The 21,157-nt window shown below is 71.5% G+C and carries 16 protein-coding genes; 11 read left to right on the top strand and 5 right to left on the bottom strand.

Annotated elements, in window-relative coordinates; genetic code table 11:
• Positions 1-85: 85 nt before the first annotated feature.
• The 3 genes from QNA09_RS09930 to msrB are packed head-to-tail and all read left to right on the top strand — an operon-like array spanning position 86 to position 3,435.
• Complete coding sequence (locus tag QNA09_RS09930; protein WP_162919310.1) at positions 86-1,642, top strand: alpha/beta hydrolase; 1,557 nt, start codon at positions 86-88, stop codon at positions 1,640-1,642.
• 46 nt (positions 1,643-1,688) lie between these two features.
• A complete protein-coding gene (locus tag QNA09_RS09925; protein WP_010592560.1) occupies positions 1,689-2,996 on the top strand; it encodes a glycosyltransferase family 87 protein in 1,308 nt (435 codons plus the stop codon).
• Positions 2,997-3,006: 10 nt separating this feature from the next.
• Positions 3,007-3,435: a peptide-methionine (R)-S-oxide reductase MsrB gene (msrB, locus tag QNA09_RS09920; protein ID WP_026137914.1), complete on the top strand. Its 429-nt coding sequence runs from the start codon at positions 3,007-3,009 to the stop codon at positions 3,433-3,435.
• Here the strand turns inward: msrB and QNA09_RS09915 are convergent.
• Entirely contained in the window at positions 3,398-4,123 is a 726-nt protein-coding gene (locus QNA09_RS09915) for an HAD family hydrolase (protein WP_010592562.1), read from the bottom strand. The two genes, msrB and QNA09_RS09915, sit on opposite strands and share 38 nt — an antisense overlap.
• A gap of 66 nt (positions 4,124-4,189) precedes the next feature.
• Here QNA09_RS09915 and QNA09_RS09910 point away from each other — a divergent pair, with 66 nt between their 5' ends.
• Positions 4,190-5,152 carry an L-lactate dehydrogenase gene (locus QNA09_RS09910; protein WP_026137915.1) on the top strand — a complete coding sequence of 321 codons (963 nt, stop codon included), beginning with the start codon at positions 4,190-4,192 and terminating at the stop codon, positions 5,150-5,152.
• A gap of 104 nt (positions 5,153-5,256) precedes the next feature.
• Here the strand turns inward: QNA09_RS09910 and QNA09_RS09905 are convergent, their stop codons facing one another.
• The 4 genes from QNA09_RS09905 to hemE form a co-directional block, all read right to left on the bottom strand.
• The gene (locus QNA09_RS09905) at positions 5,257-7,572 is read right to left on the bottom strand and encodes a molybdopterin-dependent oxidoreductase (RefSeq protein WP_040271159.1); all 2,316 of its coding nucleotides are present in this window, start codon (positions 7,570-7,572) and stop codon (positions 5,257-5,259) included.
• Positions 7,573-7,673: 101 nt separating this feature from the next.
• On the bottom strand, positions 7,674-8,369 hold the full coding sequence (hemQ, locus tag QNA09_RS09900; RefSeq protein ID WP_010592565.1) for a hydrogen peroxide-dependent heme synthase: 696 nt from the start codon (positions 8,367-8,369) through the stop codon (positions 7,674-7,676).
• A 5-nt stretch (positions 8,370-8,374) separates the two neighbouring features.
• Positions 8,375-9,733, bottom strand: a complete 1,359-nt coding sequence (locus tag QNA09_RS09895) for a protoporphyrinogen oxidase (RefSeq protein ID WP_010592566.1) — start codon at positions 9,731-9,733, stop codon at positions 8,375-8,377.
• Entirely contained in the window at positions 9,730-10,827 is a 1,098-nt protein-coding gene (gene hemE, locus QNA09_RS09890; RefSeq protein WP_010592567.1) for a uroporphyrinogen decarboxylase, read from the bottom strand. Before hemE ends, QNA09_RS09895 begins: the two co-directional genes overlap by 4 nt.
• 116 nt (positions 10,828-10,943) lie before the next feature.
• Between hemE and QNA09_RS09885 the strand changes: the two genes are divergently transcribed.
• The 7 genes from QNA09_RS09885 (at position 10,944) to QNA09_RS09855 (ending at position 21,110) form a co-directional block, all read left to right on the top strand.
• Complete coding sequence (locus tag QNA09_RS09885; RefSeq protein WP_017681358.1) at positions 10,944-11,519, top strand: DUF3000 domain-containing protein; 576 nt, start codon at positions 10,944-10,946, stop codon at positions 11,517-11,519.
• A gap of 105 nt (positions 11,520-11,624) precedes the next feature.
• The gene (locus tag QNA09_RS09880) at positions 11,625-13,037 is read left to right on the top strand and encodes a wax ester/triacylglycerol synthase family O-acyltransferase (RefSeq protein WP_010592569.1); all 1,413 of its coding nucleotides are present in this window, start codon (positions 11,625-11,627) and stop codon (positions 13,035-13,037) included.
• A gap of 106 nt (positions 13,038-13,143) precedes the next feature.
• On the top strand, positions 13,144-14,520 hold the full coding sequence (locus QNA09_RS09875; RefSeq protein WP_010592570.1) for a wax ester/triacylglycerol synthase family O-acyltransferase: 1,377 nt from the start codon (positions 13,144-13,146) through the stop codon (positions 14,518-14,520).
• 100 nt (positions 14,521-14,620) lie between these two features.
• Entirely contained in the window at positions 14,621-15,859 is a 1,239-nt protein-coding gene (locus QNA09_RS09870) for a ribonuclease D (protein WP_010592571.1), read from the top strand.
• Between the two features lie 355 nt (positions 15,860-16,214).
• The gene (locus QNA09_RS09865; RefSeq protein WP_010592572.1) at positions 16,215-17,423 is read left to right on the top strand and encodes a thiolase family protein; all 1,209 of its coding nucleotides are present in this window, start codon (positions 16,215-16,217) and stop codon (positions 17,421-17,423) included.
• Positions 17,424-17,425: 2 nt separating this feature from the next.
• The gene (locus QNA09_RS09860) at positions 17,426-19,531 is read left to right on the top strand and encodes a 3-hydroxyacyl-CoA dehydrogenase NAD-binding domain-containing protein (RefSeq protein WP_064066486.1); all 2,106 of its coding nucleotides are present in this window, start codon (positions 17,426-17,428) and stop codon (positions 19,529-19,531) included.
• Between the two features lie 139 nt (positions 19,532-19,670).
• Positions 19,671-21,110, top strand: coding sequence for a sugar porter family MFS transporter (locus QNA09_RS09855; RefSeq protein ID WP_010592574.1), 1,440 nt, complete (start codon positions 19,671-19,673; stop codon positions 21,108-21,110).
• Positions 21,111-21,157 lie beyond the last annotated feature (47 nt).

Here is a 21,157-nt window from a genome sequence, read left to right as displayed (position 1 = left end):
CACGTACACCTGATCGTCACATCCGGCGGATCGGACGATCCGGTCACGTGCGCGGGCCCGCGCACCGACCTGGCAGGCTGTGCGCATGCGCAGAACCCGTGTGCTCACCGTGGGCATCGTCGTGCTCGGAACGATGACCGCCGCGTGCGGGGCGGGCCCTTCGGTACGCCCCGACGTCGCGGTGGTGCAGGAGGCGGACGGCCGGGCCACTCCCACCGGCGAGGATCCGGCCCTCGCCCCGGAGCTACCGGTGCCGGCCCGGGACCTGGACTGGCGCGACTGCACCGCCGACACCCTCGCCGCCCAGCAGCTGCCGCCGGGACCCACCGGTCTCGTCCTCGAATGCGCCCAGCTTCCCGCTGCGATCGACGCCACAGGCACCGTGCCGGGTTCGTTTCCGCTCGACGTGCTGCGCGCCCGGCTGGCACAGACTCCCACCGATGCGGCCCCGCTCGTCATGACGACGGGCGCGGACATGCCCTCCTCGCGGGCGCTGGCCGCACTGTCGACCGGCTCGCTCGCCGAACTCGTGGCCTCCCGGCCGATCGTCGCGGTGGATCGGCGCGGCCTCGGCGCCTCCCAGCCGATCGAGTGCATCTTCGGAGCGGACCGGCGCGCCCTGGCCGACCACGGACAGTTCGGCCGCACCGGCGACGGTCCGGAGCGGGTCGCCGAACTCGGGCGGCAGGCCACCATCGCATGCACCGACTACCTGCAGCCGCAGGAACTGCTGTTCGACGCCGCCCACGCCGCCGACGATCTCGAGCAGCTGCGAACCACGTGGGGCGTCGATCGGATCGGCGTGCTCGGCATCGGCAACGGCGCCACGGTCGCCCTCGCCTACGCGTCGAAGTACCCGACCACCCTCGGCCGCCTCGTCCTCGACTCCCCCGCCGCCGCGACGGCCGACGCCGAACTGCTGGCCGAGAGCCGGGTGCGCGGCGCGGAGTCGGCGGTCGACGCGTTCGCCCGCCAGTGCGTCGCGCTGGCGTGCTCGCTGGGGCCGGACCCGCGGGCCGCGCTCGAAGACCTGCACGCCCGCGCCGCGACCGGCGCTCTTGCACCGCTCTCGTCGAACGCCCTGCTCACCGCGGTGACGTGGTTTCTGGGAACCCCCCGCAGCGACGCGCAGGCCCGGGTCCGCGAGCTGTCCGACGCTCTGTCCGCCGCCGGTGCGGGAGACGTGACGCCGATGCTCGAACTCGTCGGCGCCGCCGAGGCCGTGCTGTCGTCCGACGGGCAGTTCGTCTCCCGCTGCAGCGACGGTCAGCGATGGCCCACGACGGCCCGGGCCACCGAGCTGCAGCGAACGTGGTCGGCGAACTACCCCCTGTTCGGCGGCGACAGCGCGGTCGGTCTCACCGCGTGCAGCGCCTGGCCGAGCATGCCGACACCGCCGCTGCCGCCGGAGGTGCGCGTACCCGTGCTGGTGACGACGGGTGCCGCCGATCCGCTCGTCGGCAGCGCGGGCCTCGAGTCGGTCACCGGCGCCCTCACCGCCGTCTCGGCCCGGTGGGCGGCGCTGTCCTGGCAGGGTGCCGGATACTCCGCGGTCCTGCACTCCGGCTGCGTCCAGGCACGCCTGGCGGCCTACCTCGACACCGGTGCCCTGCCGCCGAACGGCAGCCTGTGCCCGGCGTGAATCAGCGTGCGCCGCGTCCCGGGCCCGGCGCCGTCGGGTGGGGACGGTGGGCGGCCGCTCCCGGCTCTCGGTGTACCGTGCCGTAGTGTTCCTCAGCCGCCTCGAGCCCCGCACCGCCCGCACCACCGCGGAGGTGGTCAAGTGCGTGGTGTGGCCGTTGGCCGTGCTCACGGTGCTGCACCGTGTGGTGGTCAAAGCCGTCAACGGATTCCGCACCGACGACTTCACTCCCGTCTACAACGCGGCCCTGGCGTTTCTCAACCGCCGGCCGGTGTACACGGCGAACTTCGAGTGGGTGGACCCGCACTATCTGTACCCCCCGTCCGGGACGTTGCTGATCTCCCCGATCGCGGTGATCGACCCCGAACGCTCCCGGTGGCTGTTCATCATCGCCAACGCGATCGCGATCATCGTGGCGCTGTACCTGCTGCTGCGAATGTTCGGCTACGGTCTCGACTCGGTGCTCGCCCCGATCCTCCTGTTGGCGGCGTTCAGTTCCGAGACGGTGACGAACACCCTGGTCTTCACCAACATCAACGGCCTCGTCCTGCTCGGCGAGGTCGCCTTCCTGACGCTGTTGCTGAGCCGGCGCGATCTGTGGGCGGGCGTCGCGATCGGGTTGACGTTCGCGGTCAAACCGATCCTCGCGCCCCTGCTGCTGATTCCGTTCGTGCGCCGGCAGTGGAAGGTGTTCGCCACTGCCGCGGCGGTGCCGCTCGGCCTGACGCTCGTCGCGTGGCCGCTCTCGGTGGACGCCTGGGCGTTCGTCGAGCGCACCACGCCGTACCTGTTCGAGGCACGCGACTACTTCAACAGCGCCATCGTCGGCAACGGCATGTACTACGGCCTGCCGGCGTGGCTGATCCTCGGGCTGCGCGTCGTCCTGGGCCTCATGGTCGTCGTCTCGCTGTGGCTGCTGTACCGGTACTGCCGCCACGACGAGCTCTTCTTCGTCGGCACGAGCACGGGGGTGTTGCTCACCGCGTCGTTCCTGCTCGGTTCGCTCGGCCAGATGTACTACTCGATGATGCTGTTCCCGTTGCTGATGACGGTCGTGTTGCCCAATTCGGTGATGCGGAACTGGCCGGCCTGGCTGGCGGTCTACGGCTTCATGAGCTACGACAGCTGGCTGTCGGGGCGGTGGCCGGAGGCCGGGCGCGCCGCCGAGTACATGAAGACGACGTTCGGGTGGTCGCTGCTGCTCATCGTGATCTTCGCCGTGCTGCTCGACCGCTATCTGGCCGCCCGGCGGGAGGGCCGGCTGGCGGACGGCATCGAACCGTCGTTCCTGTTGCCGGCACACGAGCCCGCACCGCAGGGCGAGCTCGTGGCGACGAACCGCGGTGACGGCTAGCGTGGAGTTCATGGCTGACGCTGTCCCGACCGAACCCGCGCCGAAGGTATCCCGCAGCGACGACGAATGGCGCGCCCGCCTCACCGCCGCGGAGTACGCGGTGCTGCGGCAGGCCGGCACCGAGCGGCCCTTCGTCGGCGAATACACCGACACGGAGACCGAGGGTGTGTACGAGTGCCGCGCCTGCGGAGCCGAACTGTTCCGCAGCACCGAGAAGTTCCATTCGCACTGCGGGTGGCCCTCGTTCTTCGACCCGGCGTCGAGTGACGCGGTGATCCTGCGCTCCGACACGTCCCTCGGCATGCGCCGGGTGGAGGTACTGTGCGCGTCCTGCCACAGCCATCTCGGGCACGTGTTCGAGGGCGAGGGGTACCCGACTCCGACGGATCAGCGGTACTGCATCAACTCGATCTCCCTGCGCCTGGTTCCGAGGGACTGAGGCCCGCCGCGAACAACGCGCGCCACAGTCCGCGGCGACGCTCGGCGGTGGGCAGCGGCTCGACGAGGGCGAAGGAGCAGCCGATGCGGCGGGCCGCACCGTCGGCTTCCTCACTGTCGCCCACCATCAGGGTGCGCTCCGGGGACACCCCGAGCGCCGCGGTCGCGTGCCGGAAGATCTCCGGCTCCGGTTTGACCGCGCCGACTTCGAAGGAAAGCACGAACTCCGACACCAGATCGTCGATACCGAGCGCCGCGAACGCCGGCCGGATGTCGAAGGCGATGTTGCTCAGCACGGCCACCGCGAGGCCCTCGCCGGCGAGCGCCTCGATCACCGGCACCGTGTCCGGGTAGACCGTCCAGCAGCGCGGATCGGTCAGCTTGGTGTACAGGCCGAGGGCCTGCCCCTCGTCGGCGACTCCGGAACGGCGCAGCACCGTCAGGTATGCGTCCCGGTGCCAGCGGGGGTCGCGGTCGCGGTTGATCCAGGCGTGATGCTCGGCGGCGTCCATCTCGACGGGCTGACCGGTGGGGGCGGTCATCCGGCGCATCAGCTCGGCCTGCCGGTGCACGTCGAAGGGCTCGCCCCGCTCGTCGGTGAGGTCGGCCAGCCAGGATTCGTCCTCCTCGAGCCGGAACAACGTGCCGGAGAAGTCGAACAGCACGGCGTCGAACGGTTGAACGTTCATGATGCGAAGGCTAACGGCTGCACCGTCGGGGTGCGGATCGAGCGCGGAGCGACGACGATCGAATCCATGTCGACGACCCGTGCGTCCAAGTCCAAGGTTTCGATCGTCGGCGCCGGCAGCGTCGGCACCGCCGTCGCCTACGCATGCCTGATCCGGGGCTCGGCGGATTCGCTGGCCCTGTTCGATCCGAACACCGACAAGGTGCGGGCCGAGGTGCTCGACCTGAACCACGGCACCCAGTTCGCCCCCGCGTGCCGCATCGACGGCGCCGACGACCTCGCCGTCACCGCCGGCTCCGATCTGATCGTCGTGACGGCGGGCGCCAAGCAGAAGCCGGGCCAGTCACGGCTCGAGCTGGCGGCAGCGAACGTGCGCATCGTCCGGGAACTCACACCGGCGCTGCTCGCGCTCTCCCCCGAGGCGGTGGTGCTGTTCGTCAGCAACCCGGTCGACGTGGTGACGTATGCGGCGATCCGCGCAACGGACGCCCCCGACGGGCAGATCCTCGGGTCCGGCACGGTCCTCGACTCGGGACGGTTGCGCTTCCTCGTCGCGCAGCACGTCGGCGTCGCGGTGGAGAACGTGCACGCCCTCATCGTCGGCGAGCACGGCGATTCGGAGATCACCCTGTGGTCGAGCGCGACGGTGGGTGGGGTTCCGGCCACCGAGTACCGCGACGAGCACGGAGCGGCGGTGTTCGACGCCGCGGTCCGCGAGCAGATCTCCACCCGGGTGATGCGCAGCGCGTACGAGATCATCCAGGGCAAAGGCGCCACCAACCTGGCCATCGGCCTGTCCACCGCCCGCATCGTGGAGGCGGTGCTGCGGGATCAGCACCGGGTGCTGCCGGTCTCGACGCTGCAGCGCGGCGTGCACGGGATCGAAGGGGTGTGCCTGTCGCTGCCGACGATCGTCGACGGCCGCGGCGCCGGCCGGGTACTCGAGATCCCCCTCTCGCCCGACGAGGCCGCCGGGTTGCGGGCGTCGGCGCAGACGTTGCGGGAGGTGCAGCGCTCGCTGGGGTTGTGACCGCCGGGCCCGGCTCCGACCGACGCATCGTCCATCTCCCGGGTAGCGACGGATACCGTCGCTCGGCCCGCAGGTACCCGGGTGGCTCGGGCAGGTACCCCGCCTCAGCGGGTGCGGATCACCGGCGGGTCGTAGGCGCGGATCGGCGGCAGGTCCCCGTCGAAGCGTTCGATCTGCACGAGCGCGTGCTGGCCCGTGCAGCCGCGGGCCAGACTCGAGGTGCCCACGTCGGCGGTGAGCACGTTGGGATTTCCGTGCACACACATCGAGCCGGGATCGGCCGGATCGAGCGGGTCGTACCAGGCGCCGGTGGCCAGCTGCACCACCCCGGGCATCAGGCCGTCGTCGAGGACGGCGCCGGCCAGGCATGCGCCGCGGTCGTTGAACACCCGCACGACGTCGCCGCCCGCCACACCGCGGGCGGCCGCATCGGCCGGATGCATGCGGATCGGTTCGCGCCCGCGGATCTTCGAGGCCTGACTGACGCCGCCGTGGTCGAGCTGGCTGTGCAGGCGGGTCTTGGGCTGGTTCGCGATCAGGTGCAGCGGGTAGTGCTGCGCGCGGGGGCCGCCGAGCCACTCCTCCGGCTCGAACCACGCAGGGTGCCCGGCGCAGTCGTCGTAGCCGAAGCCGTCGATGTCGGCGGAGAAGATCTCGATGCGCCCACTCGGGGTACGCAGGGGGTTGCGCTGGGGGTCGGCGCGGAACTCCTCGAACAGTGTCAGCTCGTCCTCGGTGCGCATCCGCACGTGTCCGCGCACCCAGAACTCGTCGAACTCCGGAGGGGATTCGACGCGGGCGTCGTCGGCGAGGACGAATCCGCGCCACTGCTCGTACAGGTGCTCGAGCCACTGCCGCGCCGTGCGGCCCTCGGTGAACCGGTCCCCGAAGCCGAGACGGTGCGCGAGCGCCGAGAACGTGTCGTAGTCGTCGCGGGCGGCGGCGAATCGCGGGGCGGCGGCGTGCATCGCGACCAGCAGCGGGTCGTTGCGGGTGCAGCTGAGATCCTCGCGTTCGAGGGATGTGGTGGACGGCACGACGATGTCGGCGTGCTTGGCCGTCGGCGTCCAGTACGGGTCGTGCACGACGATCGTGTCCGGGCGGGCCAGGGCGCGGCGCAGCCGACCCAGGTCCTGATGGTGGTGGAACGGGTTGCCGCCGGCCCAGTACACGAGCCGGATGTCGGGGTACGTCAGGCGCCGGCCGTCGAAGTCGTACTCCTGGCCCGGCCGCAGCAGCAGGTCGGAGATCGCGGCCACGGGAATCAGGTCACCGACCGGATTGTCGCCCTGGAACAGGGTCGGGAGCGGGTACGGGACGGGCGCGATGCCGGGTTCGTTCATCGAGCCGTAGCCGTGACCGAACCCGCCGCCGGGCAGCCCGATCTGGCCGAGCATCGCGGCGAGGGTCACCCCCGCCCACGGGGCCTGCTCGCCGTACCGGACCCGCTGCAGCGACCAGGTGACGGTGATCAGGGTGCGGCCGGCGGCCATGCGCCGGGCCAGCGCGGCGAGAGTCTCGGCGGACAGCCCGGACAGGGCGGCCGCCCACTGCGGTGTCTTGGCGACGCCGTCGGTGCGGCCGAGCAGATAGTCCTCGAACTTGTCGTAGCCGACGCAGTAGCGGTCGAGGAAGTCGCGGTCGGCGAGGCCCTCGGTGGCGAGCACGTAGGCGAGGGCGAGCATGATCGCGACGTCCGTCCCGGGTCGCGGCGCGAGGCGTTCGGCGGCGCCGTGCAGATCGTCGTGCAGGGGGCTGACGGACACGACCGTCCCGCCGCGGGCGCGCAGAGCGTCGAGCGCCCCCCGCGTGGGATGGTTGCTGGTGCCGCCGTCGTTGACGGCCGTGTTCTTGAGCGGCACCCCGCCGAAACACACCATCAGGTCGGTGTCGCGGGCGATGACGTCCCAGTTCGTCGCACGGGCGAACAGCTTCCAGTGCGTGCCGACCACGCGCGGCATGATCACGCCGGTCGCACCGAGCGAATAGCTGTGCACCGAGCGGGTGTAGCCGCCGAGCATCTTCAGGAAGCGATGCACCTGACTCTGCGCGTGGTGGAACCGGCCCGGCGACGACCACCCGTACGAACCGCCGAAGATCGCCCGGTTGCCGTGCGCGTCGATCACGCGCTGCAGCTCGCCGGCCAGCAGTTCGGTCAGCTCGTCCCAGGACACCGCGACGAATTCGTCGTCGCCGCGGCGATCGCTCGGCCCCGGTCCGTGCTCGAGCCAGCCCCGGCGCACCGCCGGTCCCGCGACCCGCGAGCGGTGCCGCACCGAGCCGACGGCATTGTCGAGAAACGGTGACGGATCGGCGTCGCCGCGGAAGGGATGCACGGCGCTGACATCGCCCTCGTGCGTCTCGACCTCGAACATCCCCCAGTGCGCCATGTGCTGGTACCGCACGGGCCGAGAACTCATGGTGCACAGTCTGCCAGGGGGTGCACCGCGTCCTTCCGGCGAGCCGACGGCGCCCCCGGAGTCCGCGCAAGGGCGGCGTCTCCGGGGGGTGACGGCGGGCGTCAGGGCAGCGCGGTGATCAGCGTCTCGAGGTCGACGCGCGGTCCGGTGAAGAACGGGGTCTCCTCCCGGACGTGCATGCGGGCCTCGGTGGCACGCAGGTCGCGCATGAGGTCGACGATGCGATCGAGTTCGGGGGCTTCGAATGCGAGGATCCACTCGTAGTCGCCGAGGGCGAACGCGGGCACGGTGTTGGCCCGCACGTCCGGGTAGCCGCGCGCGGCCTTGCCGTGGTCGGCGAGCATCTGGCGGCGTTCGGCGTCGGGGAGCAGGTACCACTCGTACGACCGCACGAACGGGTAGACGCAGACGTAGTTGCCGGGTTCCTCACCGGCGATGAAGGCGGGCAGGTGGCTCTTGTTGAACTCGGCCGGCCGGTGCAGGCACACGTTCGACCACACCGGGGTGGTGGTGCGGCCGAGGACGGTGGTCCGGCGGAAATCGGCGTAGAGCTTCTGCAGGTCTTCGAGTCGCTCGGCGTGCGTCCAGATCATGAAGTCGGCGTCGGCGCGCACCCCGGCGACGTCGTAGATGCCGCGCACGACCAGATCGGTGCCGTCGTAGGCCGCGAAGAACTTCTGGGCGTCCTCGATCGCCGCGGAGCGGTCGTCGCCGAGGGCACCGGGCTGGACCCGGAACACCGAGAACATCGCGTAGCGCAGGGTGGAATTGAGCTTGTCGTAGTCGAGACGTGCCATACCGCTCATCCTGCCACTCGGGTTGCCAGGCGCGTCGCGGCCGTCGTGCCTGATGCGACACATGCCGGCACACCCACGCCGTGGAGCATCGCGCCGGCGACCTCGAGGCCGTCGACGGCGGCGACCGCGTCCTCGAGCGCCGCGACGATGTCGAGGTGCCCGGCCCGGTACTGCGGCAGGCCCCCGTGCCAGCGCTGGACGAACGCGGCCACGGGCTCGTCGGTGACACCGGTGACGGTGGCGAGGTCGATGCGCGCGCGGGCGATCAGCTCGTCGTCGGGGGCGTCGACGATCGCGGCCTCGCCGTAGCGGCCGAACGATGCGCGGGCCAGCGCGACGTCGCGCCCGGCCAGGTGGGGCCACTTGCGGCTCGACAGGGTGAACGCCTTGGCGGACAAATCCTCGCCGGTGGCCACGAGGATCCCCGAGTTCTGCGGCAGTGCGGCACCGTCCGGCAGTGCCAGCGCGACCACCGCCGACGATGCGAGCGGGATCCGGGCCGCCTGGGCGGCTGCCGCCGGGACGGCGTCGGCGAGCAGTTCGGCGGCGCGGTCGGCGGGCACCGCGAGGACGACGCCGTCCACGGGCCCGATCGGGTCGAGGTCCCAGCGGCCGCCGCTGCGGCGCAGTCCGCTCGCGGTGACGTGCCGGATCTCGGCGTCGGCCGCCTTCTCGAGCGCGTCGAGCAACGTGCCGTAGCCGTCGCGCAGGGTGCCGAACACGGGTGTGTCCGAGGGCTCGGGCAGGGCTCGGACGACCGCCTCGCTCAGGCTCGGGGCCCCCGCGTCGAGGGCTGCGGCCAGAGCCGGCAGGGTGGCCCGCACGCCTGCGGTGTCCGAGAGCCCGGAGTAGACGCCGCCGAGGAGGGGGTCGACGGAGCGGCGCACCACCTGCTCGCCGAACCGGGCGGTCACCAGGTCGGCCACCGAGACGTCGCGGGTGCGGTCCCAGTGCAGCGGAACGGTGGGCTCGGCGGCGATTCGCGCAAGGGTCTCGGTGTCGACGAGACCGGTGAGCGCCCCGGCGTCGGCGGGGATCCCCATCAGGGTGCCGCCGGGCAGCGGGTGCAGCGCGGCGCCGGCGTAGATCAGCGGCCGGGCCCCGGACGGGTGGACGATCCGGTCGCTCAGGCCCAGCTCCGCGAGCAGCGCCGGGACCTCGGGGCGGCGACCGATGAACGCTTCCGCTCCCACGTCGACCGGATCGCCGGCGAGCGGCACCGTGTGCAGCTTTCCGCCGAGCCGATCGGCGCCCTCGAGCAGGACGATCCGGGCGTGCGCGCCGAGCAGGCGACGGAGCCGGTACGCCGCGACGAGCCCGGTGATGCCGCCCCCGACGACGGCGACGCTCGGCGTACCGCTCACAACGAGTGCACCAGGTCGACGACCGCGGTGAGGACGTCCGGGTCGGTGTCCGGGAGGACACCGTGCCCGAGGTTGAAGATGTGCCCGGTGGCTCCCGCGGCGCGGGCGCGGTCCCCCTCGGCGACGATGCGCCGCACCTCTGCCTGGACGACGTCGGGTCCGGCGAACAGGATCGCGGGATCGAGGTTGCCCTGCAAGGCCTTTCCGGCCCCCACCCGGGTGGCGGCGACGTCCAGCGGCACCCGCCAGTCCACGCCGACCACGTCGGCGCCGGCCTCACCCATCGCGCCGAGCAGCTCGCCGGTGCCGACGCCGAAGTGGATGCGCGGCACGCCGGCGGACTCGACCTCGGCGAACACCCGTTCCGAGTGGGGCAGCACGAACTCGCGGTAGTCGGCCAGCGACAGCGCGCCCGCCCACGAGTCGAACAGCTGGACCGCGTCGACGCCGGCGTGCAGCTGGGCCTGCAGGAACGCGATCGTGATGTCGGCGAGCCGCCCCAGGAGGGCGTGCCACGTGCGCGGCTCGGCGTGCATGAGGGCCTTGGTGCGCTCGTGGTTGCGGCTGGGACCGCCCTCGACGAGGTAGGAGGCGAGGGTGAACGGCGCCCCGGCGAAACCGATGAGCGGGACGTCGCCGAGCTCGCGGGTGAGCAGCCCGACCGCCCGTGCGACGGCACCGACCTCGTCGTGCTCGAGGATCGGCAGCTTCGCCACGTCCGCCGCGGTGCGCACGGGGTCGGCGATCACCGGTCCGGTCCCGGCCACGATGTCGAGGTCGATCCCCGCGGCCTTGAGCGGAACTACGATGTCCGAGAACAGGATCGCAGCATCGACGCGATGACGGCGCACCGGCTGCAGGGTGATCTCGCACACCAGCTCGGGATCGAAGCAGGACTCGAGCATGCCGATGTTCGCCCGGATCTCCCGGTACTCGGGAAGCGAGCGACCGGCCTGTCGCATGAACCACACGGGCCGGTGTGCCGGCTCGAGTCCCCGCGCGGCGGCGAGCAGGGGCGCCTGCGGGAGCTGGCGCCGCGTCGGGTACTCCACACGCGGGGTGGAGCCGACGTTCGTGTTCTCCAGGCCGGTCATCGATCCTCGTTCGTCCAGGGGCACGGGTCGCCGCCCATGCTGCCACGTCCGGCCACCCCTCCGGAATCGGCGCGCCTCCCGCGTGGCCCCGGTCACCCGGTCTAACGTCCGCAGTCGTGACCACCTCGCCCGCCGAGCCGGCTCAGTTCCGCGCGGCCATCGACTCGATGAACGCGGCCACCGTGCGGCCGGAAATCGAGGTGGGTCCGATCCGGCCGCCGCAGCGGCTGGCTCCGTACAGCTACGCGCTGGGCGCGGAGGTGCTTCATCCGGACACCGATCTGGTGCCCGAGCAGTCGGAGGGCGACGCGTTCGGCAGGCTGATCCTGCTGCACGATCCGGACGGCGACGAGGCCTGGAACGGCACCATGCGGCTCGTCGCCTACATCCAGGCGGACGTGGACGCCTCGCTGGCTGCCGATCCCCTGCTTCCGGAGGTGGCCTGGAGCTGGCTGGTCGATGCCCTCGACGCGCACGGCGAGCCGCTGACGGCGCTCGGCGGCACCGTGACGTCGACGAGTTCGGTGCGCTTCGGTGACATCGCCGGCCCGGCCCGAGCGCATCAGCTCGAGCTGCGGGCCTCGTGGACCGCGCAGTCCGGTGAACTCGGCCCGCACGTGGAGGCGTTCTGCGAGGTGCTCGCGTACGCGGCGGGCCTGCCCCCGGCGGGCGTGACGCAGCTTCAGCCCTGAATCGTCGGCACGGAATCGTCGGCACGGAATCGTCGCCGCCGGCGCCCGGGTTCCCGACGGGCCGGAACGGGTGTACGGGGCACGTCGCGGTCCTATGATCGAGGCATGCGGCGGCTCAGCGGGCTCGACGCCGCGCTTCTCTACACCGACACACCCGGGCAGCCGGTACAGATCGGTGGCCTCGCCCTGCTCGACGTCTCCACCGTGCCGGGGGGCTACTCCTTCGAACGGCTGGGATCCGACCTGGCGGCGCGGGTCGCGGCAGTGCCGCTGCTGCGCCGGCGAGTGGTCGATTCCCGGTTCAATCCCGGCCACCCCGCGTGGGTGGACGACCCGGGTTTCGACGTCGGCCGGCATTTGCGCCGGTTCACCGTGCCACCGCCGGGTACCGCCGCCGAACTGGCGGTGCTCTGCGGGCAGCGCTTCGCGCAGCGGTTCGACCGGTCCGGGCCACTGTGGGAGACCGCGGTGTTCGAGGGGCTGGCCGACGGCTCGGTCGCGGTGCTGACACGCATCCACCACGCCGTGGTGGACGGCCTCGCCGGAGCGACCCTGCTGGCGCAGTTGTGTGACCTCGAACCGGGGGCGCCGCCCCCGCAACCCGAGTCGCCCGGCGTCGGCGGGGGCAACCGCCTGAGCGTCGCCGCGGGCGGCATCGCCGATCTCGCCGCGCGTCCGCTGCACCTGGCCCGGGCGGTACGGTCCAGCGCGGCGCTGGTGCCCGGTTGGGTGGGCCGGGCCCGGCGGGGCGAGGCGATGGCGGTTCCGCTCACGGCCCCGCGGACGTCGTTCAACCGCCGCGTGACCGGCCGCCGCAACGTCGCATTCGTGACGCTGGATTTCACGGCCGTGAAGGCGGTCAAGCGGGCGTTCGGCGTCACCGTCAACGACGTCGTGCTCGCGCTGTGTTCCTCGGTTCTGCGCCGGTATCTCGCCGCCCGCCGTGAGCTGCCGGCCTCTCCCCTGTTGGCGGCCGTCCCGGTCTCGGTGCACGGACGCGCCCGGGGCGACGCCGGCAACCAGATCTCGGTACTGATGGGGCGGCTGCACACCGAGATCGCCGACCCGGTGGTGCGGCTGCATGCCGTGGCGGCGGACCAGACCGCGGCGAAGGCGCATCAGGCCACGTTCGACCCGGATCTGCTCGGCAGCTGGGGCCAGGTGACCCCGGGAGCGGCGTTCGGTGCGGTGCTGCGGCTGTATTCGGCGCTGCGACTGCCCGACGTGCTCCCCGTGCTCAACAACCTCGTCGTCTCCGATATCCCCGGGCCGAAGGACACGCTGTACTACCTGGGCGCGCGGATCACCGCGCTCTACCCGTTCGGGCCGATCTACCACGGCGCAGGCCTGAACATCACCGTCCTGTCGCTCGACGGCGGCCTGCACTTCGGTCTGCAGTCGTGCCCGGACCTGCTACCGGACCTGTGGCAGCTGGCCGGCGGTTTCCCGGCCGCGCTCGCGGAGCTGGCCGACCGGCTTCCCGGCACGCCGCCGGCCCCGCTCGCCACGCCGGGCTGACTGCCGCCGCGGCTGCGGACACCCGGAGAACGCCGGCCGGGGTGGGTTCGCGCACGTGGAGCGATCGTTCCCGTGCAGATTCTAGAACTCGTTCTACCATGAGGGCATGCATCGACTCAGCGGCCTCGACGCCGGATTCCTGTACCTCGAGACGCCGACGCAGCTGCTGCACGTGTGCGGACTGATCGTCCTCGACCCGACCACGATTCCGGACGGATACCGCTTCGAGACGCTCCGCGCCGGACTCGCCGTCCGCCTTCCGGCCGTGCCGTTGTTCCGGCAGAAGATCGCCGACAGCCCGTTCAATCTCGACCATCCGGTGTGGGTGGACGATCCGGACTTCGACCTCGACCGGCACCTGCACCGGGTCGCGGTCCCGGCGCCCGGGCGCCGGGAGGAACTCGCGGAACTGTGCGGGCACATCGCTGCGCAGCCGCTCGACCGCTCCCGGCCCCTGTGGGAAATGACCGTGATCGAGGGTCTCGAGGACGGGTCGGTCGCCGTCATGACGAAGATCCACCACGCGGGCGCGGACGGCGTCACCGGCGCCGAACTCGTGGCACAGCTGTGCAGTCTCGAACCCGATGCACCGCGGCCCGATCCGGTCGCCGACGGTGCCGGCGGGGGGTCGGCGCTCGAGATCGCCCTCGGCGGCCTGTTCAACGTCGCCACCCGCCCCTTGGGTCTGGTGCGGGCGCTGCCCAAGACCGTGGAACTGCTGCCCCGGTGGATCAGCCGGGCCCGCAGGGGCGAGGCCATGCCGGCGCCGTTCACCGCTCCGCGCACGTCCTTCAACGGCACCATCACCGGTCACCGCAGTGTCGGGTTCACGCAATTCGACCTGGACCGGGTCAAGGCGGTGAAGGACGCGCACGGCGTGAAGGTCAACGACGTCGTCATGGCGGTGTGCGCCGGGGCGCTGCGCCGCTACCTCACCGAGCGCGACGAACTTCCCGACTCCCCACTGATCGGCATGGTCCCGGTGTCGGTGCGCGGCACGTCGGACCGGCCCGGGCGCAATCAGGTCTCGCCGATGTTCGCGAGCCTGCACACCCACATCACGGATCCGATCGAGCGACTGCACGCGATCGCCGATGCGAACGCGTGCGCCAAAGAACACAATTCGGCACTGGGTGCGAGCCTGCTGCAGGACTGGACGCAGTTCATGGCACCGGCGGTGTTCGGCACCGCGATGCGCATGTACGCGTCGCTGCGGCTGGCGGAACGCCACCCCGTCGTGCACAACCTGGTGGTGTCGAACGTGCCGGGTCCCGCCGCGCCCCTGTACTTTCTCGGCGCACGGATCCGGGGCATGTATCCGCTGGGGCCGATCTTCCACGGTGTCGGACTCAACGTCACCGTGATGTCGCTGGACGGCGCGCTCGATGTGGGCGTACTCGCGTGCCCCGAACTGGTTCCCGACCTCTGGTCGCTCGTCGACGGTTTCCCCGCGGCGCTCGAGGAACTCGAAACGAGCCGATGATCCGCCCTGTGCCTTTCGTCACGCCGGGAATCGACGTGGGGACCGCGCGGTTGACCGGGTCGACGCCCCCGTTTCCGCCACCCGGATAGAGTCACGAAGCATGTCGGTAGCCAACGAGCACGAGCCCGCGCGGGCAGCGGTCCCGTTGCTGACCCCGCGGGACGGGGTCCCCGAGGTCGTCACCACGGCTGCCGGAGTGGCCGCGGCCGCGGAAGCACTCGCCGCGGGCCGGGGACCACTCGCCGTCGACGCGGAACGCGCCTCGGGTTTCCGGTACTCCGCGCGGGCCTACCTGGTGCAACTGCGACGGGCCGGCGCCGGCACGGTACTGCTCGACCCGATCCCGACGGCCGGGGCGCTCGCCCCGCTCGCCTCGGCGATCAACGATCTCGAGTGGGTGCTGCACTCCGCCGACCAGGACCTGCCCGGCCTCGACGAGCTGGGGCTGCGACCTGCGGTGCTCTACGACACCGAGCTGGCCGGACGGCTGGCCGGCTTCGATCGAGTGGGGCTGGCCGCCATCGTCGAACGCACCCTCGGTTTCGAACTGCGCAAGGGGCACGGGGCTGCGGACTGGTCCACCCGGCCGCTTCCCGACGCCTGGCTGAACTACGCGGCACTCGATGTCGAGATCCTCGTCGAGCTCCGGGACGCGATGGCGGACGAGCTCGAGCGGCAGGGCAAGTCGGAGTGGGCCGCGCAGGAGTTCGAGCACATCCGTCGCGCCGGGCCCCCCGCCCCCAAACCCGACCGCTGGCGCCGCACCTCCCGGATCCACACCCTCAAGGATTCGCGGCGGCTCGCGATCGTGCGCGAGTTGTGGACTGCGCGAGACGAACTCGCGGCGCGGCGCGATATCGCACCCGGACGGGTACTGCCGGACTCGGCGATCGTCGCCGCCGCGGAGGCCGCGCCCCGCACGGTCGAGGAACTGCGCGCCCTGCCGGTGTTCGGAGGCCCCCGTCAGCGCCGGTCGTCGCGGATATGGCTGGGCGCGATCGAGCGGGCCCGGGCACTGCCGAAATCGGACCTGCCCCCCGTCACGCAGCCGTTCACCGGCCCGCCGCCGGCCAACCGCTGGGCCCGGCACGACCCCGAAGCCGCGGCGCGGCTCACCGCGGCCCGGTCCGCGCTCGCCGAGCTGAGCGAGCAGGTGCAGGTGCCGGTGGAGAATCTGGTCGGCCCCGAAATGGTGCGCCGGCTGTGCTGGGAGTGGCAGGTGCCGGCGGATGCGGACGTGGTCGCGTACATCGAGGAACGGTTCGCCGCCGACGGGGCACGGCCCTGGCAGCGGGAACTGACGGTGCCGCGGCTGGCGAAGGCGCTGTCCGCGGACTGACCCCCCGGATCCCCTCCTTCGCGACGGTCGAGCTCGGCGCGCCGCGATCGTCACCGTCCGCCTCGTGCCCGAGCGCGCGCTCGCCGGTGCCCCCGAGCGCGCTCGCGCCGGTGCTGCAGCCGTCCGAAGCCGGCGACGAGAACTGCCACGGGCAGGATCGCCGGTCACGACCGTCCACGGCCGTCGGCCGCGCCGCCGGAACGGCAGCCCGCGGCGCACCCCTCCCGCCACCCCGGACACGGGTGGTAAGTTACCGGTCGGTAACACGCCGGCGTCCGGGCTCCCGTCGCCGGATGTTCCCGGAACCCTGGCCTCGCCCACGGCGGCGAGCATCGCTCCATCGGGAGGAATACGCGTGGCGTCAACCACCACAACTCAACGCACTGTCGTCTTCGTCGACGGCGTACGCACCCCGTTCGGGAAGGCGGGCCCGAAGGGCATCTACGCGGAGACCCGCGCCGACGACCTCGTCGTCAAGACCATCAGGGAACTGCTGCGCCGCAACCCTCAGCTCGACCCCGCGCGCATCGACGAGGTCGCCGTCGCCGCAACCACCCAGACCGGCGATCAGGGCCTGACCATCGGCCGCACCTCCGCGATCCTCGCCGGCCTGCCCGAGACCGTGCCGGGCTTCGCGATCGACCGGATGTGCGCGGGCGCGATGACCGCGGTCACCACCACCGCCTCCGGGATCGGCTTCGGCCAGTACGACGTCGTCGTCGCCGGCGGCGTCGAGCACATGGGCCGCCACCCGATGGGCGAGGGCGCCGATCCGAATCCCCGCTTCCTCGCCGACAAGCTCGTCGATCCCAGCGCCCTGGTGATGGGCAACACCGCGGAGAACCTGCACGACCGCTTCCCCGGCATCACCAAGGCCCGTACCGACGCCTACGCCGTCGCCAGCCAGAACAAGTACGACGCCGCGAAGAAGGCCGGCCACCTCGCCGACACCCTCGTACCCGTCGCGACGCGGTCCGCGAGCGGATGGGGCCTGGCCACCGAGGACGAGCCGCCGCGTCCGGGCACCACGCTCGAGGATCTCGCGACGCTCAAGACCCCGTTCCGTCCCGCCGGCCGCATCACCGCCGGCAATGCCGCCGGCCTCAACGACGGCGCGACGGCCTGCATCCTCGCCGGCGAGGACACCGCCCGCGAACTCGGCCTGCAGATCGGGATGCGCATGGTCGGGTTCGCCTTCCAGGGTGTCGATCCGGCCGTGATGGGCATCGGCCCGGTGCCGGCGACCGAGAAGGTCCTGGCCCGCACCGGTCTGACCATCGACGACATCGGTCTGTTCGAGATCAACGAAGCCTTCGCCGTGCAGGTCCTCGCCTTCCTCGAGCACTTCGGCATCGACGACGACGACCCGCGAGTCAACCAGTGGGGCGGTGCCATCGCCTGCGGCCACCCGCTCGCCTCGTCCGGCGTGCGTCTGATGACCCAGCTCTCCCGGCAGTTCGCGCAGCACCCCGAGGTGCGTTACGGCCTGACCACGATGTGCATCGGCCTCGGCATGGGCGGCACCGTGATCTGGGAGAACCCCAACTTCGAGGGAGACAAGTAGTCATGAGCGAGCTTTCGTCCCTGTTCGCCGACGAGGTCGTCACGAACGCCTACACCAAGATCCTCCGGGTGCCCGGCATCGACGGTCCCGTCGCGCTGATCACGCTGGACAACGGGTTCGACCACACCAAGCCGAACTCGTTCGGCCCTGCCGGCCTCGCCGCATTCGACGCCGCGCTCGACGAGGCGTTCGCCGCCGATCCTGCCGCCGTCGCCGTCACCGGCAAGCCGTTCATCTTTGCCGCGGGTGCCGATCTCAAGGGCGTGCCCGCGATCACCACCCGCGAGCAGGGCATCGAACTCGGCCGGCTCGGCCACCGGGTCTTCCGGCGGCTGCGCGAGTCGGCCGTCCCGACCTTCGCGTTCGTCAACGGGCTCGCGCTCGGCGGCGGCCTCGAGGTCGGGCTGCACTGCCACTACCGCACCTACGCCGACAACGTGCCCGCGCTCGGTCTGCCCGAGACCATGCTCGGCCTGGTTCCCGGCTGGGGCGGCACGCAGCTGCTGCCGAATCTGATCGGACCCGACGCGGCCGTCACCCTGATCCTCCAGAACCCGCTCGACAACGGCAAAGTGATCCGTGCGAAGCAGGCCGAGCAGATCGGCCTCGCCGACGCGGTGTTCGGATCGGCGGATTTCCTCGAGCAGTCCTTGGCCTGGGCCGCGAAGGTACTCGCAGGGCAGATCACCCCCGCCCGCCCCGAGATCGACCGCGGCGCAGGCTGGGACAGCGCCCTCGAGCGGGCGAAGGCGCTCGTCGCGGCGAAGACTCGCGGCTTCGCGCCCGCCCCCGCCCGGGCGATCGAGCTGCTCGATCTCGCCCGCAACACCGACATCGGTGACCCGCAGTCGCTGTCGGCCGGCTTCGCCGCCGAGGACGAGGCGCTGGCGGACCTGCTCATGTCCGACGAACTGCGAGCCGGACTGTACGCGTTCGACCTGGTCAACAAGCGCGCCAAACGTCCCGCGGGGGCCCCGGACAAGTCACTGGCCCGCAAGGTCACCGGCGTCGGCATCGTCGGCGCGGGCCTGATGGCCAGCCAGCTGGCGCTGCTGTTCGTCCGGCAGCTGAAGGTGCCGGTGATCCTCACCGACATCGACCAGGAGCGCATCGACAAGGGCGTCGGCTACGTCCATACCGAGATCGACAAGCTGCAGGGCAAGGGCCGGCTCTCGCCCGACGCGGCGAACCGCCTCAAGGCGCTGGTGTCCGGCTCGCTGGACAAGGCCGCGTTCGCGGACACCGACTTCGTCATCGAGGCCGTGTTCGAGAACATGGACGTCAAGAAGCAGGTGTTCGCCGATCTCGAGCAGCATCTCTCGCCCGAGACGATTCTCGCGACCAACACCTCGTCGCTGTCGATCACGGAGATGGCTGCGGATCTGAAGCACCCCGAGCGCGTAGTCGGCTTCCACTTCTTCAACCCCGTCGCCGTGCTCCCGTTGCTCGAGATCATCAAGGGCGCGCAGACGGACGACGCGACCCTGGCCACGGCCTTCGCCACCGCCAGGGCACTGAAGAAGTCGGCCGTACTGTGCGCGGACAAGCCGGGATTCGTGTTCAACCGCCTCGTCACCCGCACCCTCGGCGAGGTCATGACCGCCGTGGACGAGGGCACCCCGTTCGAGGTGGCGGACAACGCCGTCGGCGCGCTCGGCATGCCCATGAGCCCGTTCACCCTGCTCGCGCTCGTCGGCCCGGCCGTCGCGCTGCACACCGGCGAGACCCTGCAGGCCGCCTACCCCGAGCGCTTCGTCTCCTCCCCGGGCCTCGAGGCACTCGTCGAGGCCCGCAAGCCCGGCGTGTGGACGTACGTCGACGGCAAGCAGGTCGTCGACCCGGACGTCGCCGCGCTCTGGCCGCAGGGCGACAGGCCCTCCACCGCCGAGGAGGTGCTCGAGCGGACCCGCCGCGCGTTCGCGGAGGAGATCCGGATCATGCTCGAGGAGGGCGTCGTCGCCGCCCCCGAAGACATCGACCTGTGCCTGATCCTCGGTGGCGGCTTCGGATTCTGGAACGGGGGCATCACGCCGTACCTGGATCGCACCGGCACCTCGGAGGCCGTCAACGGCGCACGCTTCCTCGCACCGGGAGTGGCGAGCGTCTGACGTCCGGTTGCTCGTCGGGGCGGCCCGCGGTCCGCGCACTCCGCTGCGGACCGCGGGCCGCCCTCGGTGCATATCGCCCCGGCCACGGTGCCCGCCGAAGCGGCCCCCTCGGTGCACCGTCAGGCGTACCGTCCAGCCTGTGACCGACAGTTCCCACCTCCCCCATTCGAGGCTCGAACAGCAGCACACGGTGACCCGGGCGGTGCTGTTCGCCGCCGCGGCCGCACTCGGCGGATTCCTGTTCGGGTACGACACCGCCGTCATCAACGGCGCCGTCGGAGCCATCCGTGAGCGCTACGAGGTCGGTGCCGGCGCGATCGGATTGTCGGTGTCGCTGACCCTGGTCGGCGCGGCGCTGGGCGCGTGGATCGCGGGCAGCGTCGCCGACCGGCTGGGCCGGATCCGGGTCATGCAGATCGCCGCGATCCTGTTCATGATCAGCGCCCTCGGGTCGGCGTTCCCCTTCAGCATCTACGACCTGACGTTCTGGCGCACCGTCGGCGGTGTCGGCGTCGGCTTCGCCTCCGTCATCGCGCCGGCCTACATCGCCGAGATCTCGCCGGCCGCGGTGCGCGGCCGCCTCGGCTCGATGTACCAGCTCGCCATCGTCCTGGGTATCGCGATTTCCCAGCTCGTCAACTATGCGCTGGCCGCGGCCGCGGGTGGGGCCGGCGAGAACCTGCTCGGCATCCAGGCCTGGCAGTGGATGCTGGCGCTGGAGGTCGTTCCCGCCGGCTTGTATCTGCTGCTGACCTTCCCCATCCCGGAGTCGCCGCGGTTCCTCGTGCGGATCGGCCGGGAGGACGCGGCGCGGCGGATCGTCTCGGCGGTCGAGGGCGGCGACCAGGTGGCGGTCGCCGAGCGCATCGCCACCATCCGCGAGACCCTGCATCTCGAGGCGGCGCGGCCCGGCGTGCGGGACGTGTTCACCCGGCGCTTCGGCGTCGCCACACTCGTCTACGTCGGTATCGCCCTGGCCGCGCTGCAGCAGTTCGTCGGCATCAACGTGATCTTCTACTACTCGTCGACGCTGTGGCAGGCAGTCGGGTTCGGTGAGGATCGGTCCCTGCTCATCAGCGTCGTCAGCGCGCTGGTCAACATCGTCGGCACCTTCGTGGCCATCGCCGTGATCGACAAGATCGGACGCAAGCCGCTGCTGCTGGTCGGTTCGGTGGGCATGGCGCTCTCGCTGGGCACCGCGGCGGTGTGCTTCCACTCGGCGACGTTCGTCGTCGACGAGGACGGGGAGAAGGTCGCTACGCTGTCCGACACCTACGGGATGATCGCCCTGCTCGCGGCCAACGCCTTCGTGTTCTTCTTCGCCCTGTCGTGGGGGCCGGTCGTATGGGTCCTCATCAGCGAGATGTTCCCGAACCGGGTGCGCGCCGTCGCCGTCGGCATCGCGACCGCGTCCAACTGGATCGCCAACTTCCTCGTGTCTGCGACATTCCCCGCGCTGGCCGACTGGAACCTGTCGTTCACCTACGCCGGCTACGCGGCGATGGCCGCGCTGTCGCTGCTGGTGGTGATCAAGTTCGTGCCCGAAACCCGCGGACGGACGCTCGAGGAAGCCGGCTGAACGATCGGCGGGCCGACCGCAGGTGCGGTCGGCCCGCCGACAGCAGC

It is taken from the genome of Rhodococcus sp. AH-ZY2 (genome assembly GCF_030916465.1).
Taxonomy (GTDB): domain Bacteria; phylum Actinomycetota; class Actinomycetes; order Mycobacteriales; family Mycobacteriaceae; genus Rhodococcus; species Rhodococcus ruber.
Note: the sequence above shows the minus strand (reverse complement) of the source record. Positions and strands in the feature narration are given on the sequence as shown.

Bases quoted from the DNA above. Each gene is read 5' to 3' on its own strand.
- QNA09_RS09930 (WP_162919310.1), top strand. From the start codon at position 86: ATGCGCAGAACCCGTGTGCTCACCGTGGGCATCGTCGTGCTCGGAACG.
- msrB (WP_026137914.1), top strand. From the start codon at position 3,007: ATGGCTGACGCTGTCCCGACCGAACCCGCGCCGAAGGTATCCCGCAGC.
- QNA09_RS09915 (WP_010592562.1), bottom strand. From the start codon at position 4,123: ATGAACGTTCAACCGTTCGACGCCGTGCTGTTCGACTTCTCCGGCACG.
- QNA09_RS09910 (WP_026137915.1), top strand. From the start codon at position 4,190: ATGTCGACGACCCGTGCGTCCAAGTCCAAGGTTTCGATCGTCGGCGCC.
- QNA09_RS09905 (WP_040271159.1), bottom strand. From the start codon at position 7,572: ATGAGTTCTCGGCCCGTGCGGTACCAGCACATGGCGCACTGGGGGATG.
- hemQ (WP_010592565.1), bottom strand. From the start codon at position 8,369: ATGGCACGTCTCGACTACGACAAGCTCAATTCCACCCTGCGCTACGCG.
- hemE (WP_010592567.1), bottom strand. From the start codon at position 10,827: ATGACCGGCCTGGAGAACACGAACGTCGGCTCCACCCCGCGTGTGGAG.
- QNA09_RS09880 (WP_010592569.1), top strand. From the start codon at position 11,625: ATGCGGCGGCTCAGCGGGCTCGACGCCGCGCTTCTCTACACCGACACA.
- QNA09_RS09875 (WP_010592570.1), top strand. From the start codon at position 13,144: ATGCATCGACTCAGCGGCCTCGACGCCGGATTCCTGTACCTCGAGACG.
- QNA09_RS09870 (WP_010592571.1), top strand. From the start codon at position 14,621: ATGTCGGTAGCCAACGAGCACGAGCCCGCGCGGGCAGCGGTCCCGTTG.
- QNA09_RS09860 (WP_064066486.1), top strand. From the start codon at position 17,426: ATGAGCGAGCTTTCGTCCCTGTTCGCCGACGAGGTCGTCACGAACGCC.